This is a genomic window from Acinetobacter haemolyticus (assembly GCF_003323815.1).
Lineage (GTDB): Bacteria > Pseudomonadota > Gammaproteobacteria > Pseudomonadales > Moraxellaceae > Acinetobacter > Acinetobacter haemolyticus.
The window spans coordinates 2,129,732-2,146,022 of the sequence record NZ_CP030880.1; the positions used below are offsets into that span (position 1 = coordinate 2,129,732).

Annotated in this window: 13 protein-coding genes; 7 read left to right on the forward strand and 6 right to left on the reverse strand. The window is 39.4% G+C overall.

What is annotated here, in order from left to right; translation table 11 throughout:
- Nucleotides 1-172: 172 nt before the first annotated feature.
- Both DS737_RS09765 and DS737_RS09770 read left to right on the forward strand, forming a co-directional pair.
- The gene (locus DS737_RS09765) at nucleotides 173-784 is read left to right on the forward strand and encodes a septal ring lytic transglycosylase RlpA family protein (protein ID WP_109440275.1); all 612 of its coding nucleotides are present in this window, start codon (nucleotides 173-175) and stop codon (nucleotides 782-784) included.
- Nucleotides 785-935: 151 nt separating this feature from the next.
- On the forward strand, nucleotides 936-1,388 hold the full coding sequence (locus tag DS737_RS09770) for an Mpo1 family 2-hydroxy fatty acid dioxygenase (protein WP_113997416.1): 453 nt from the start codon (nucleotides 936-938) through the stop codon (nucleotides 1,386-1,388).
- A gap of 63 nt (nucleotides 1,389-1,451) precedes the next feature.
- Here the strand turns inward: DS737_RS09770 and DS737_RS09775 are convergent, their stop codons facing one another.
- Both DS737_RS09775 and sthA read right to left on the reverse strand, forming a co-directional pair.
- Entirely contained in the window at nucleotides 1,452-1,922 is a 471-nt protein-coding gene (locus tag DS737_RS09775; RefSeq protein WP_113997417.1) for a DUF3465 domain-containing protein, read from the reverse strand.
- Between the two features lie 81 nt (nucleotides 1,923-2,003).
- Nucleotides 2,004-3,419, reverse strand: coding sequence for a Si-specific NAD(P)(+) transhydrogenase (sthA, locus tag DS737_RS09780; protein ID WP_004638598.1), 1,416 nt, complete (start codon nucleotides 3,417-3,419; stop codon nucleotides 2,004-2,006).
- Nucleotides 3,420-3,608: 189 nt separating this feature from the next.
- Here sthA and lipA point away from each other — a divergent pair, with 189 nt between their 5' ends.
- The gene (gene lipA / locus DS737_RS09785; RefSeq protein ID WP_004638597.1) at nucleotides 3,609-4,622 is read left to right on the forward strand and encodes a lipoyl synthase; all 1,014 of its coding nucleotides are present in this window, start codon (nucleotides 3,609-3,611) and stop codon (nucleotides 4,620-4,622) included.
- A gap of 362 nt (nucleotides 4,623-4,984) precedes the next feature.
- The gene (locus tag DS737_RS09790; RefSeq protein ID WP_113997418.1) at nucleotides 4,985-6,691 is read left to right on the forward strand and encodes a DUF4394 domain-containing protein; all 1,707 of its coding nucleotides are present in this window, start codon (nucleotides 4,985-4,987) and stop codon (nucleotides 6,689-6,691) included.
- A 63-nt stretch (nucleotides 6,692-6,754) separates the two neighbouring features.
- Here DS737_RS09790 and DS737_RS09795 read toward each other — a convergent pair whose 3' ends face one another.
- Nucleotides 6,755-7,861 carry a beta-ketoacyl-ACP synthase III gene (locus tag DS737_RS09795; RefSeq protein ID WP_004638594.1) on the reverse strand — a complete coding sequence of 369 codons (1,107 nt, stop codon included), beginning with the start codon at nucleotides 7,859-7,861 and terminating at the stop codon, nucleotides 6,755-6,757.
- Between the two features lie 46 nt (nucleotides 7,862-7,907).
- Nucleotides 7,908-11,762, reverse strand: coding sequence for an ATP-dependent RNA helicase HrpA (gene hrpA / locus DS737_RS09800; RefSeq protein WP_113997419.1), 3,855 nt, complete (start codon nucleotides 11,760-11,762; stop codon nucleotides 7,908-7,910).
- Nucleotides 11,763-12,283: 521 nt separating this feature from the next.
- Between hrpA and ahpC the strand changes: the two genes are divergently transcribed.
- Both ahpC and DS737_RS09810 read left to right on the forward strand, forming a co-directional pair.
- Nucleotides 12,284-12,847: an alkyl hydroperoxide reductase subunit C gene (ahpC, locus tag DS737_RS09805; protein WP_005090931.1), complete on the forward strand. Its 564-nt coding sequence runs from the start codon at nucleotides 12,284-12,286 to the stop codon at nucleotides 12,845-12,847.
- Between the two features lie 220 nt (nucleotides 12,848-13,067).
- The gene (locus DS737_RS09810; RefSeq protein WP_005090936.1) at nucleotides 13,068-13,283 is read left to right on the forward strand and encodes a KTSC domain-containing protein; all 216 of its coding nucleotides are present in this window, start codon (nucleotides 13,068-13,070) and stop codon (nucleotides 13,281-13,283) included.
- 56 nt (nucleotides 13,284-13,339) lie between these two features.
- On the opposite strand, the gene DS737_RS09815 is transcribed toward DS737_RS09810, so the two are convergent.
- Nucleotides 13,340-14,518: an alkane 1-monooxygenase gene (locus tag DS737_RS09815; protein ID WP_004638589.1), complete on the reverse strand. Its 1,179-nt coding sequence runs from the start codon at nucleotides 14,516-14,518 to the stop codon at nucleotides 13,340-13,342.
- Nucleotides 14,519-14,637: 119 nt separating this feature from the next.
- Between DS737_RS09815 and DS737_RS09820 the strand changes: the two genes are divergently transcribed.
- A complete protein-coding gene (locus DS737_RS09820; RefSeq protein WP_004638588.1) occupies nucleotides 14,638-15,657 on the forward strand; it encodes an AraC family transcriptional regulator in 1,020 nt (339 codons plus the stop codon).
- A 3-nt stretch (nucleotides 15,658-15,660) separates the two neighbouring features.
- Here the strand turns inward: DS737_RS09820 and DS737_RS09825 are convergent, their stop codons facing one another.
- Nucleotides 15,661-16,248: an O-methyltransferase gene (locus DS737_RS09825; RefSeq protein ID WP_113997420.1), complete on the reverse strand. Its 588-nt coding sequence runs from the start codon at nucleotides 16,246-16,248 to the stop codon at nucleotides 15,661-15,663.
- Nucleotides 16,249-16,291 lie beyond the last annotated feature (43 nt).

Sequence of the window (16,291 nt, forward strand, 5' to 3'; positions counted from 1 at the left end):
CTTCGCAAGCGATGAATATTATCCACACCAAGTGAACGGGCCGTTAAAACGCATAAAATGGTTAAAACTGCCCTCCAAATTGCAAATTGCAAAAGTGAATAATTAGACATGTGCACTATATTTCAGGTTTTTTTGTTGAAATAGAAAAGCATGTTCTCTAGGAGTTTATACAATGCAGTTTTCGCTAAAATATATTCTAGCGCTGACGGCAGGCTTAAGTTTAAGCCCGTTACATGCTGAAATGGTTCAGTCTTCATCGTTAAACAGCGATGTTGAAGGTTCTAATTTGGCAGCCCGCGTTCTTAGCAAAGATTCTCAAAATTTTAATTCGCGTCTTTCTAACGTAAATAGTCTTTCAATCACTGAGCGCTCAGGTGACCAAGTACGTCGTCAAACGATCGCTGCTAAAATCGACATCCCTGAAGAAGAGCCTTCAGTGATTGAAAAACTGAATACAGTTGCATCAAACACTGTACGTAAGTTTAGTCAAACTGGTGTTGCTTCTTGGTATGGTCGTCAATTCCACGGCCGTAAAACTGCAAGCGGTGAAACATTCGATATGAATGCAATGACCGCTGCACACCGTAGCCTTCCGCTAAACTGCTATATTCGCGTAACCAATCGAGATAATGGTAAAAGTGTTGTGGTAAAGGTTAATGATCGTGGTCCTTTCCATGGTAACCGTGTACTTGATTTATCTTATGGTGCGGCGAAACAAATCGGACTTACAAATGCAGGTCTGGGTAAAGTTAGTATCGAACGTGTAGACGGACCTAACTCTTAAGCTAAGACCAGTCATACAATCCAAAAAAGCCACCTAGTGTGGCTTTTTTTATTGCCATCCTAATCAAACGTCCCTCTCAATCCTTTTGACGCTAAAACTATTCTTCGGTATATTGAAAAAATTAAAAAAATATTATTGCAAGGAGAGCACTGTGAAATCGATCGATGAGTGGTTTGAGGAATATAGCGATAGTCATCAAAATCAAACCAATAAGAAAATCCATTGGGTTTGCGTTCCAGCGATCTTGTTTTCAATCATTGGTATTCTGGCGCACTTTAGCACCTTACTCACTGCTCTATTGCTTGTGCTCACTTTAGTGTTTTATGCACGTTTGGACATTGTACTTGCTGTCGCGATGGCTGCACTTCTCGCAGTAATGGCATGGTTAATCATCATCCTTCCAGTCGGCGTCGGCTTTTATATTGGAATCTTTGTCATTGCGTGGATCGGTCAATTTTACGGACATAAAGTTGAAGGTAAGAAGCCGTCATTCTTTAAAGACTTACAATTCCTTCTGATTGGCCCTGTATGGTGTATGGATGCTTATTTAGCTAAAGTCCTACCTAAATGGAAATCTCGTCAAAAATTGGCGGTTACAAGCTGATTTAGCGCATATCTTTCTAGACAAGGTCTGTTACATAGACAGACCTTGTTATTTTAGAAGAATTTATTGATATATTCGTCCATTATGCTTTAACCAACCATCGATATGTTTTCTTCTTGGGTCATGATGCGTCCAGTGAATCACCCCACCTTTATCGTTATATTCATATACGCCATAAAACTCTACAACATCACCTTTTTTCAATTGCTCTACTCTAGGTGCCAAGTCAATATTATGTGCAATCAATAGCGTCAAACCATTCTCCAGTTGGAGGATCATTCGTTGGTGCCTAGAGCCATCGTTATCATCGGGAAGAACCGCCTTCACAGTTCCATGTGAACGCACCTGAAGTTTGCTTCGTTGCTGCTGAAAGGCTTGCATGATCTTGGCTTGATCATCAACACCATGCTGCTCAACTGATGAGGATGCTTCTCCACGTTGTGTACTATTTTGCTTAAGATCCAAGCCAATATAAGCAAATACCAGTAACGCAATGACAATCAATAAGATCCAATTATTTTTTTGACTTTTCATTCTTACCTTTCTTTCGTTCACAATGTAAAAATGCCAATCAACTTGATTGGCATTTTTATAATATCAGACAATATCCTTCGCTTAGAATAAACGATTGATACCGTTTAAAGCGGCCACACGATAAGCTTCTGCCATCGTTGGGTAGTTAAAAGTTGTTTCAACAAAATACTTCAAGGTATTGTTTGGACTATGCATCACCACCTGACCAATGTGAATAATCTCAGCAGCATTGTTCCCGAAACAGTGAATACCTAACACTTCTAAGGTATCACGATGGAATAGTATCTTTAATTCCCCCACCGTATCCCCTGTAATTTGTGCACGAGCTAAATGACGGAAAGACGCTTGTCCAACTTCGTATGGGATTCTTTCTTCAGTCAGTTCCTGTTCAGTTTTACCAATCGAGGAAATTTCTGGAATGGTGTAAATGCCCGTCGGTACATCTTTAATTGGTTTGACATTTTTCTCGCCAACCATATTTGCACCCGCACAACGCCCTTGGTCATATGCTGCCGATGCGAGTGACGGCCAACCGATTACATCACCTGCTGCAAAAATATTTTCCACTTCAGTTTGATATTGATCATTTACCATTAATTGACCACGGCTATTCGGTACTAAACCAACATTTTCTAGACCTAAACCATCCGTGTTGCCTGAACGCCCATTACACCACAAGATTGCATCTGCTTTGATTTTCTTACCACTGAGCAAGTGTAGAACCACATGATCATCAAAGGTTTCTAAACGATCAATTTGCTCATTGTGACGAATCAACACACCCTGTTCACGCAAGTGATATGACAATGCATCTGCGATCTCATCATCCAAGTAACTGAGTAACTTTTGTTGTGTGTTAATCAAATCAACCTTATGGTCTAACCCAATAAAGATCGATGCATACTCACAACCAATTACACCCGCACCATAAATGATAATTTTTTGGATCGTATAATCAAGATCTAAAATCTTATCTGAATCAAAGACACGTGGATGATTGAAGTCTAGTCCTTGCGGTTGGTATGGACGACTACCAGTAGCAATCACGATCTGCTTACAAATGATGGTATCTTTAATACCATCCTGACCAAAAATTAAAACCGTATTTTTATCTTGGATATATGCACGACCATGAAAAACTTCAATTTTATTACGATCGTAAAAACGGGTATGTGTATCTACTTGTTGTTGAATGACTTTGTGCGCATTTCGTAATACCTGTTTCATCGTGAACTGTTTCCACTCACCTACTTTTTGAAACATCGGATCACGCTGATAACGGATAATACTCGAAACAGTTTGTCGTAATGCTTTACTTGGAATCGTACCTACATGTGCACAGTTACCACCTAGTTGATCACGAACATCAACAATTGCTACACGTCTACCTGCTTTAGCTAGCTTCATTGCCGCGCCTTCACCAGCTGGGCCAGAACCGAGAATTACTGCATCATATTTGACAATATTCCCACCAACGACCTCTTTCTTACGTGGCATTAAAAGCTCCTTTGATTTCTCGCTGCGTATTTCTAAATATATGATAACTAATATGCGTTGAATTGATATATTTCTCAATCGTATATTTTATATATAGACATTTTTAAAATGAATACCTAATTCGTCCTATCCCGCAGCAAATTTGACTATAATAACAAGAGATTTGAAATCAAAGGTTGTAGAAAAGATATGTCTGAACACCGTAAACCTGAACAGGGTCAAAAACTTCGTGGCGCAGAAAAAGTCGCAAGAATTCCTGTAAAAGTTATCCCTACGGTTGAAGTGCCTCGCAAGCCAGACTGGATTCGCGTCAAAATGACAGCCCCAGACGAAGTTCAGCGCATCAAAACAACGCTACGTTCGCAAAAACTTCATACAGTCTGCGAAGAAGCAGCCTGCCCTAATCTACCAGAGTGTTTTGGTGGCGGTACTGCGACATTCATGATTATGGGTGATATTTGTACTCGCCGTTGTCCATTCTGTGACGTCGCACATGGTCGCCCAAATGCACTTGATCCTGATGAACCACGCCATATGGCAGAGACGATTTCCAATCTTGGTTTAAAATATGCCGTAATTACATCGGTGGATCGTGATGATCTGCTAGATGGTGGTGCTCAACACTTTGTTGATTGTATCAAAGAAGCCCGCGCTTTGAGTCCGAAAACTTTATTGGAAATTCTAGTTCCTGATTTCCGTGGTCGTATGGATATCGCTTTACGTATCATGACTGAATGTCCACCTGATGTTTTCAATCACAATATTGAAACTGTTCCGCGTTTATATAAAGCAATGCGTCCAGGTTCAGACTATCAACATTCCTTAAATCTTTTGAAAATGTTTAAAGAATACTGCCCTGATGTACCGACTAAATGTGGTTTGATGGTTGGTATTGGTGAGACAGAAGAAGAAGTGATTGCATTGCTTGATGATCTTCGTGCTCACGACGTTGATTACGTAACGATTGGTCAATATCTACAACCATCTAAGCAACATGCACCAATCGACCGCTTTGTCACACCAGAAGAATTCGAGCGTTATGCAGAACATGGTCGTAAACTCGGTTTCAGAAATATCTGGTCTGCACCAATGGTTCGTTCAAGCTACTTTGCTGATCGCCAATATCATGGTGAGCCTGTACCAGCAGTACGCCGCAAAGTAGACCCTGCTAAAAAGATTGCAGTACAAACTGTAGAAGCCTAGTCCTAACTTAATAATTTAGTTAAAGAGAGAATATTATATTCTCTCTTTTTTTTACAATATGCTTCGACCAAACCATGTCACAACTTAAGCCTTTCTGATCAACCGTGAATTCGGCGTGAAGAATTACAACTCAAAACTCTACTACAAAAAAATCACTTAAAAACATAAATTTACTTTGAATACTCACACTTATATCCTGATTAAGGTTGATAAAAACTATTTGAACTCACAATGAAAAAATAGAGGTTTCAATCTTTATTTATAACTCGTCACAAAATCATTAGAAGTTCTCGTTTTATACATGATACGGAATAAGACCAACAACTTCTTACCAAAAAAAGTATTAATCAGGATATGAAAAAATGAATAGAAAAACTTTATCACTAAGTACAGCAATCCTAGGTAGCGTATTTCTTTTAGGGTGCAACAGTGATTCTAATAATGATTCTAAGCCCTCAGCTACCAATACGGGCGATGTACTGATTTTAACGGCCAATGGAATGATCAGCTCAATTAACCGTGATCAACCTGAAAAACTAGTATCCAATCTTAAAATTACAGGCTTACAAGCAGATGAACAACTCATCGGTATTGATCATCGCCCCAAAGACGGCAAACTTTATGCTGTTGGCACCATGGGCAATATTTACACACTAAATCCTCAAACGGGTCGAGTTACATGGGTAAGTAAATTAGTTGCAGACCCAAGTGATACAACAGATGGCAATGCACCTTACAGCAAAATAACGGGTAATCCTGATTTAATGACTGTGAATTTCAATCCAGCAGCAGACCGTCTAAGAGTAATTGGCAATGATGGGCAAAATTTACGAATCAATGTAGATACAGGTGCAACGATTACCGATGGCAATATCAGCTCAGGAACTGACTCAGTTTCGATTATCGCTGCCGCATATACCAATGCAATGGCTGGTACGGGTTCTACACGATTATTTAGTATTGATCAAAACACCGATCGTATCTATCTACAAAACGCCAATGCAGGTACTTTGGGTAGCTCAGCAATGCTCGCTTCTGGTGTTAATATTTCTGGTGGCGGTGGTTTTGATATTGATCCTATTAATAATGTTGGCTATGCAGCCCTCAAAGCTGCTGGAACCTATCAACTTCATCACTTAAATCTTGCAACTGTAGGTTCTGACAATGCCGCTGTTGTAGAAAGTAAAAACTTACCAAATCTGTTTCAAACTGCAGGAATCCGCGGTTTAGCACTTGAAAGTGCCAAAGATACTGGCGCTCATGCATTTGGCCTGAGTGCGAATAATCAACTACTGCACTTTATGGTAAATAGTCCAAATACAGTCAAACAAACTAATATCACAGGCTTGAAGGTTGGAGAAAAAATTGTCGGTATAGATTTCAGATTCAAAACGATGACCGATAAATCAGGCATGCTTTATGGATTAAGTGATCAATCAAATCTATACACTATCAATATGCAAACAGGTATGGCAACACTTCAAACTTCATTGAAAGCTGCAATGGGTGATGATAATCCATTCACTACACTGCTAGGTACGAATTTTGCCGTTGACTTTAACCCAGCAGCAGACCGATTACGTGTTATTAGCAATACCGGACAAAGCTTACGTATCAATGTTGACACTGGTGACACCATTACCGATGGTGAACTCAATGGAATCGAAGATGCTGTTGTAACCGCAGCCGCTTACACTAATAGCTTCCAAACGCCGATCGCTATGATTGGTACAGAATTATTTAACCTAGATCAAGGCAACCAACTGCTAGTTAAACAAAGTCCACCAAATGATGGCGTACTCAATTCAATTGGTGCTTTAGGCATTAACTTAGGGTTAGATAATGGCTTTGATATTGCGGGTGGTGATAACGGTTTTGCCTTAGCAACTGTCTCAGGAATGACAGGACCATCTGTTTTATATCGGATTGATTTAAATAGTGATACAACGATTACGACACCAAGGGCTAGACTTGCTATTAATGTAGACGGCACACCAAATCTAGCTGCCTCAACGATTGGTAGCAGCACGACCCCTCAACTGATAGATCTCGCGATTATGTTGAAGTAAATACCCATGCTTAAATAAAAAACACCGCATTTTCAAATGCGGTGTTTTTTTAACTTATAAAATTTATGCGATATGTTTTTGCACAATAATCGAACCGACAGAATAACCAGCGCCGAACGAAGAGATCACAGCATATTCACCATCATTCACTTGCTCGCCTGTACGATGCATGGCAATAATTACGCCAGCAGAAGAGGTATTGGCAAACTCGTCTAAAATAATTGGTGCACGCTCTAAATCCGCCTCTTTACCAACGACGAGTTTTAAAATCAACTCGTTCATATTGGCATTGGCTTGGTGTAACCAAAAACGCTTGACCTGCTCAGGTGTTAATTGAAGTTTTTCCAATTGCGCGGTAATGATTTTCGCAACAAGTGGGCAAACTTCTTTGAATACTTTACGACCATCTTGACGGAACAACTTATCATCAACAACCGCATCTTCACTACGGTTTAAGAAACCAAAATTATTGCGAATATTATTTGAGAATTGAGTAAACAAATGGATATCTAAGATTTCGTAACCTGATTTTGTTTCAGTTTCTTCAATAATTGAAGCTGTCGCAACATCACCAAAGATAAAGTGTGCGTCACGCGTACGATAATCTAAATGACCTGATGTAATCTCAACATTGAGTAGTAAAACACGACGAGCGCCACATTTCACTGCATCATAGGCCTGCTTTAAACCAAATGTCGCTGCTGAACAAGCCACATTCATGTCATAGGCATAACCTTTAATACCTAATGCTGACTGGATTTCAATGGCAACGGCTGGATATGCGCGTTGCATATTTGAACAAGCCAAAATCACGACATCTATGTCTTCAGCTGTCACACCTGCATTTTCCATCGCTTGCTTTGCAGCAATTACACCCCACTCCGCTTGAAGTGAAAGCTCGTCATTACTACGCTCTTGCAAACGAGGACGCAAACGTTTTGGATCAAGAATACCCGATTTTTCAACCACATAACGACGCTTAATCCCTGAAGCTTTTTCAATAAACTCAGGGCTAGAGCCGCGTAGCTCTTCTAACTCACCTGCTGCAATTTTATCAGCATTGTCTTGATTGTACTGTTCTACATAAGCATTTAAACTTTCAACCAACTCTTCATTGGAAATAGATTCGGTTGGGTGGAACAAACCTGTACCTGTTATACGGATGCCCATGTAAAACTCCTGTAAAGAATGGTTCTAACTTTCATTGTCGCTCAGTTTAACCGATTGCTAATCGATCCCATAGTTTTTGTAATCTAGTTGGTGAAATTGGCATCTTTGTTTTCATCGGTTGAGAAAACAAAGAAATTCTCAATTCCTCTAACATCAAATACATTTCTTTGATTTTAGGATCATTTTTGAATTTAAATACTTTGTCCATCCATGGATCGACATCATCAATTGCCGCAAGGTCACGTTGTAGATTATTTGGCAAACGGTCTAAACGCAATAGCAATGCTTTTAAATAACGCGGATATTCCTGCCAAAGATCAACAGGGCGAGTATAGACGAAGTCCACCAAAGACATTAAATCAAGTTGATCCTCTATATCATCTAGACTTCGACCAAAGATACTTTGATCAAGTACTAACAACTCACGGCGAATCCTCTGCCATTGGGTAAAGATTTCAGTCATATCATTTAAAACTTTCTGACCATTCGCCAAAAAATGCTTTTTGGTTTCAATTAAAAGTTGCTGAAACTCATCCGCATGCTTAGGAAGCCCTTGAATCGAGACTTGCAGCGTGGCATAAACCAGCATCTGCTCTAGTTTTGCACGGTCACCTAAAGGTGAATAGGCCAAAGCCAAAGGTTTGGAAATCTGCTTTTTCAATTGACGAATTAAATCACCTAACTGCAAATGCACGAGGCGAATCACACCCTCACGATGTTGTTTAATTGCTTCACTTTGATCATTAAAAGTTTGAACCACAACACCAGAATCATCTTTAGCATCAAGTTCAGCAAATACTTTGGTTGGAACCAAAGCTTGATATTGCTGTACCACAACCCCAGTCACTTTTTGTGATGCTTCAAATACAAAACTCTCAGGAAAACTTTGGAACTCGCCCTGTTGTTGCTTCACTGGACGATGGGTTTCAATACGACAACGTGCTTTTAGCTCTTCTAAATCGCGACCTTGCGCGATTAATTTACCTTTTTCATCCAACACCTTGATAAAAGGCACTAGATATTGATCAATTTTTTCAAAAGAAAAGTCTTTTTCAGTGATTTGTTCACCACGTAAAGCAAATGCCAAATAACTAAATAAGTGCTCTCTTAAATGTACAGCATCGATCCCCTGTAACATTTTTTTTGCAGTATCAGGTATAGGGACTAAATTACGGCGTTTATCCTTCGGCAATGCTTTTAACAAGGCTTCAATTAAACTTTGTCTCCAACCAGGAATCCCCCACGACCACTGCTTTTCATCCACTTGTGCTAAAGCCTGTACTGGGATTTTAATGGTTGCACCATCTTCATCATGGCTAGGATCAAAACGATAGCTCGCAGCCAAACGCAATTGACCATTATGTAAATAATCTGGAAATTGCTGCGTGGTTGGACGATCATTCATCCACAATGCGTCATCATCAACAAATAAGAAACGCGGATGATCTGGCTCTACTGTTGCACGCCAGTCTTCAAAACTACGACGGCTCGCAATTTCCTTAGGAACTTTCTCGGCATAAAATTGATAAATGGTTTCTTCATCCACCACCAAATCACGACGACGTAATTTATCCTCAACACGCTCAACTTCTTCTAGCTTTAGCAAGTTGTGTTTCAAAAACGGCGGTGTAATACCCAAGTTCCCAGTCGTCAGTGCATCACGTAAAAAGATTTCATGCGCCGCGGGTTGATCCACCTTCTCAAAATTCACCATTCGTTTTGGTTCAATGATCAAACCAAATAATGAAATTTGCGCATAGGCATTTACTATGCCTGCCTTTTTCGACCAATGTGGCTCAAAATAGTGATATTTCAATAGATCACGTGCCGCCAGCAAAATCCATTCTGGATCAATCTTTGCCAATGTTCGCAAATACACTTGCGAAGTTTCTACCATTTCAAAGGCCATGACCCAAGCGGTATTGGTTTTATGTAAGGTACTGGCTGGAAAAACTTTGGCTTTCTGCTGACGCACTGCCATAAAGGTATTACGTTCATCCGTTTTATTGGCAATAAAAGAAAGCAATCCCGTTAAGAGTGCGCGGTGTAAATTTTCATAATTCGCGCCTTTTTCATTAAAACTAAGTTTTAAGCCTTCAGCCAACTCGACCAATTGGTGATGGGTTTGTTTCCATTCTCGTAAACGTAACCAGCTCAAGAAATGCTGACGGGCAAATTGACGACGCTTGTTCTCTGATTGAGTATCAGGACTGGTTTGTAAGGTATTCCACAGTTTTAAATAAAATAAAAAGTCTGAATCCGCTTCTTTGAATAATGCATGTTTTTGATCCGCCTGCATTTGTTTGTCCGCAGGGCGTTCACGCGGATCTTGAATCGCTAATGCACTGACGATAATCAAGGTTTCTTTGAGCACACCAAAGTGCGCGCCACCGATAATCATACGTGCTAAACGCGGATCAATCGGCATACGCGCCATCATTTGACCGACTTTAGTCAGTTCATTTTTCCGTTCATTCAGTGCCCCCAGCTCAATAAGTAACTTACGACCATCATTCACCAAACGGAAATCTGGCGGTTCAATGAAGTCAAAATCCTCTAAGTTACCCAAACCGAGGCTTTGCATCTGTAAAATTACAGAAGCTAAATTGGTCCGTTTAATTTCAGGTTCTGTAAATTCTGGACGGCTTAAAAAGTCTTCCTCGCTGTATAAGCGAATACATACACCTGCAGCAATACGACCGCAACGCCCTTTACGCTGATTGGCTGCCGCTTGTGAAATCGCTTCAATCGGTAAACGTTGTACCCGCGAACGATAGTTATAACGTGAAATACGGGCAAAACCACTATCAATCACATAGCGAATATTTGGAACAGTCAACGCTGTTTCTGCAACGTTGGTGGCAATAATAATACGTCTGCCTTTACCACTTGGACTGAAAATCTTTTGCTGCTCTGCCAAGGCCAAACGCGCATATAAAGGCAGAACTTCGGTATGACGGGGACCAAACTTCTGTAGGGTTTCCTGTAATTCACGAATTTCTTGCTCGGTACTCGCAAAGATCAGGATATCCGCATGTTCTGGATGACCTTTTGCTTCGGCATCAGCAAAACATTCTTCGACTGCTTGAACGACGGCTCTAGGCAGATTCTCTTCAAAGTCATCAAACTCATCATCATCACTACCAATAATGCTGAGTTCCGAGATCGGACGATAACGGACTTCTACTGGAAAGCTACGTCCTTCAACCTCAAAAATTGGTGCATCATTAAAGTATTGACTAAAACGATTTACATCCAAGGTTGCTGAGGTAACGATTACTTTTAAATCTGGGCGCTTTGGTAAAAGCTGCTTGAGATAACCCATGATAAAGTCAATATTGAGTGAGCGTTCATGCGCTTCATCAATAATGATGGTATCGTATTTTGATAAAAATCGGTCATTGGTCAGTTCTGCTAACAGAATACCATCTGTCATCAAGCGAACAATTGAGTCTTGCGAACCTTGCTCATTAAAGCGAATCTTAAAACCAATCGACTCACCCAATTTTTCGCCCACTTCTTCAGCAATACGCTGAGAAACACTACGTGCAGCCAAACGACGCGGTTGGGTATGACCAATCATGCCCGTAAGCCCACGACCTGCTAGCATTGCGATTTGAGGAAGTTGTGTGGTTTTACCTGAACCCGTTTCACCCGCGACAATGATCACTTGATGCTTCTGAATTGCTTCAATTAAACGGTCTGCATACTGGGTAACAGGTAAATCTTGATTGAGCTTGATCTTCGGGAGTCGAGCTAAACGTTGTTTAACTTTATGATTAGACTGTTCAAAGAACTTTTCTATTTCTGCTGTTTCTGTTTTCTTATCTTTGCGCAGTCGATTTAAACGGTGACGGTCACGTGCCATAACCAATTGATCTACATTTAAATAACTCTGCACTGAACAGCTTTCCTGAAAAACAAAATAGTCGGCTATTTTACGCTTTAAAGCCCTGCTATGCAAAGAAACCGCATCAATCAACGCAATCGATGCAGTTGTTATTATGGTTCAGATAAAAGATTAATTGTACCGAAGCCCGTATCAAGCCCTAAATGTTCATACTTTGCTATTACTCATTTGAGTATTAAATCGCTATATACACAGTAACTGGGCTCAAAGCCTAAATTTTAGGCTAGGAATTAAACAATTTTATATTTTTTTCAATTCTACCCTTGAATTTTGGTATCAGAAACTGCATGTTGTCTAACACATTAATTTTAACTGTCCTGTCATCTTGACGTCATGTTGTTGGAGTCAAATCAGGATAAATTTGGGGAAAAATATGGACTTAAATCGAATCATTCGTTTTTCCGATTTTAGTCATGTAAAAATACTATTTCCCCAATAATGAAAAATTATTTATTCTACATCTCGTAAACAAGTTCCTAGTTTAAAGATAAACCTCAATCATGGAGACAATGATGAGCTTAATTAATACTGAAGTTAAACCATTTAAAGCGACTGCATACCATCACGGTCAATTTGTTGAAGTTACAGAAGCAGATCTAAAAGGTAAATGGTCTGTAGTATTCTTCTATCCAGCTGACTTTACTTTTGTTTGCCCAACTGAATTAGAAGATTTAGCTGACAACTATGCAGAGTTCCAAAAACTAGGTGTTGAAATTTACGGTGTTTCTACTGACACTCACTTCACGCACAAAGCATGGCACGATACTTCTGAAGCAATCAAGAAAATCCAATACCCATTAATCGGCGATCCAACTTGGACTCTTTCTAAAAACTTTGACGTTTTAATCGAGTCTGCTGGTCTTGCTGATCGCGGTACATTCGTTATCGATCCAGAAGGTAAAATCCAAATCGTTGAAATCAACGCTGGTGGTATCGGCCGTGATGCAAACGAATTACTTCGTAAAGTAAAAGCTGCTCAATACGTTCACTCTCACCCAGGTGAAGTTTGCCCAGCTAAATGGAAAGAAGGTGAAGCGACTCTTGCTCCATCTATCGACTTAGTTGGTAAAATCTAATTCATTAGATTCATCTAATCGGTCTGGAACCACCCTTATGGGTGGTTTCTTTTTTTACTCGATGACATTATCAATTTATTAACAATTCTTATACTTATATCTTCATTGCAATCTTCATTTATCAATTGTCAGGTTGCGAGACTTAGAGTAGTGTCAAATTATGAAATAAAAGGTTTTTTATATATGTAACAAATGATCAAAATTGTATGGGGGCTAATAGATGGAAAGAACTGTTATTGTAACCTCTTGGAAATATGATGTTTCTACACGGTATTTGAAAATTTTTTATAACAATGGCTCTGGCGAGCTTTATCATCCTGTCCCTGAATTTATCTATAATAATTTACTCCGCTCTACAGACAAAACCGCATTTGTGCATAAATACCTCGAATTTGATCTTCACTTTAAACGACTATGTATTTCCGCTTCGTCATAGCAAATCAGCCCAATATGGGCTGACTCATAAATAAAGATATTTTATTTTTCTTCAAGCTACTCAGCGTATTTTGCGAACACTTTTTCTTTTGCTTCAGGATAGATATTGATCCGATTAAGATCACCTTTGTAATGTGCCACCACTCGATCATCCATGATTTTTGACCACCAAGCGGGGACAAAAGCAGGTAAAATCATCGCGCCATAACCTGCTGGTAGTTGTGGTGCATCTTCAAAATGTCGTAAGGTTTGAAAACTACGTGCAGGATTGGCATGGTGGTCAGAATGACGTTGCAACTGATACAAAAATAAATTCGTCACCACATTATTATTATTCCAACTATGCTCTGGCAAAGTACGTTCGTATTGACCATTGTCTTTCTTTTCACGTTTTAAACCATAGTGCTCAATGTAATTAACGGATTCAAATAGCGTGACCGCATATGTAGCTTGAGTAACTTGAAAAGCTATTGAACGCACACCAAACTTGCTCAACATTGCTGCATGATAAATTGCAGACATTGCCCAACCATGAATTAATTCATTTTCTTTGCTAAAGAATGGTAGTTTTTTTCGCTCTAAGCGATTTTTTTCTATTTCAATGGCAGACTTAAAACTACCAATAACTGTTCTTGGCAAGAATTTCCAGAAGCTCTCACCAAATTGTGAAGATGCAGGATCTTCAGGTGTCGCAACACGACGATGATGCCCATAAGGATGCTCAATACGGAAATGATTATATCCTGATGGTACCAACGCTAAATGTGACAAATAATGCTCTAATTTTCCGCTTTTATGACTAAGTTCATGTGCGGTATTGATCGCAACACCATTGACCATCCCCACCAAAGTACCCAATAGGATTTGATCAGCGATTGGCGTATTTTTTCGACTTGCGAGATAAGCACCATAGATATTTGTTGCGTATTGCAAAGGAATATAAAGCTTCACAATACGTGCATAATATGGATCAGCTTCTAGATCTGCAATCGCATCCACTGGCGGATTTTCAGTATCTTCTCCGATCAATTTATCTAGACTAGGAATCACACCATGCAAAAACAGTGGTCCAAATGAAGCAAAAAAGCGTTTGGTTTTTTTGGGACCAAATTGATAGCCTGCCAGACCACTCATTGCAATTGCTGGTACAGCCAACCCCAATAACCACCAATGTCGTTTTTTGTCTCTAAATTTAATAGTCGCTTGCTCTATATCTAGCTGTGTATGCATATTCATTAGAAACTCCTTCCATCAAATATTGGTTTTCTTGCTTGAATTGTGTTCTTTTAAAGTGATCCTTTATTATCATTTTAAGACTTGCTATTATCATTTTAAGACTCTAGTGCTCAATTAAAATGCAACAACAACAAATTCCAGTCATTCCATCTCGTTACTATTTACGGCTAATTGATATCTTAATTCAAACAAATCAATATAATAATCAATTACTAACCGTATTTAGAGATCAAATTTCTGCATCTGATCTTTTGTCTATCCAACAAATTGAACAGTTCATCGAGCTTGGTTTAAGCCTCCCCAATACGGAAGATTTAGCATTTCAATTAGGCAAAAATATTAAACTGAGCTCTCATAGCTTAGTAGGCTATGCATTGATGACCAGCCCTCATCTGGAACATGCCTTACGGCTGATTGCACAATATTTTAGGCTGATCATGCCAAGCTTTAAGTTATCTATTCAATATTTAACAGATCAGCAAAAAGTTGAATTATTGTTTGAACCGATCTTGCAAATGAATAAACAATGTCTTGCCTTCCATATCGAAGCAATTGCTGTTGCTTTTTACTACAGCTTATTAGAATTAGCAGGACAGCAATTGCAGCGCTATCAAGTTTATCTTAGCGTAGCCGAACCAAAATATAAAGAACAGTATGTACATTTAATAAAAGCGAACTTTCACTTTAACTATGCATGGGTTGCAGGTTTACGTGTGGTGATTGATCAACAACAACTTGCGCTACCATTACCTCTAGCAGATGCACACAGTTTGAAAGTGGTTGAACAACGTTGCCAGGAACAAATCCAAAAGATCTATCATCAAGGTGAAATTGTAGAATGGGTAAGCATGATGCTACGTCAAGCCAATCAGATTCCGACATTAAAAGAATGTGCGAAAGTATTAAACATCTCGACTAAAACATTACAGCGTTATTTACAGCAGCAAGGTGTTGAATTTCACCGTCTGAAACAAGAGATCAGTATTGAACGTGCAATAGATTTACTTGAGAACTCAAGCTTTACCATCACACATATTGCTTATGAATTAGGCTATTCCAATCCAGCCAATTTTACACGTGCGTTTAATAAGGTAATGGGTTGTAGTCCTCAGAGCTATCGCTTAAATCATCACAAATAAGAATTAACGCGCAACTACTAAGCATAGACCAGCACCAACAGGCAAGATGGTACTCATAAAGTTTTCGTCCTGTCGAATTAACTCCAACATTGGCTTTACTTCAGCAGTATGAGAAATGACGTTATCGATGATTAAACTACTACCACAAGACTGCATTAAACGTTTTAAATCTTCCCAATAACTGACATAACTGCCGCGCTCAGCATCCAATAAGATGAAATCAAATGGTTCATTCGCTTCCGCCAAATAAACAGATGCATCCGCTACCCAAAAATCAATAAAATGCTCTAGACCAAACTCCTCAGCATATCTTTTTGCTTGGGCACTGCGAAATGCATTAATTTCTAAGGTCTGAACTTTAGCGCCGACAGCCTTTGCTGCTTCAGCTAACCATAGTGTTGAGTATCCAGTCGATGTGCCAATTTCCAAAATTCTTTTTGATTGTTGTGAACGCACCAACATGGCCAGCAACTTTGCAGATTCTGCTTCAATATTGCGATAACGTTTTAAACGATCAGACTGTCGAGCATCATGCTGTTTAAATTCGTCATACAAATCAGCAATACGTTGTAAAAATACTGTGCTGGTCATATTTAGACTCTCCCATGATGCCCGAAAACTTAATGCTTAGTGC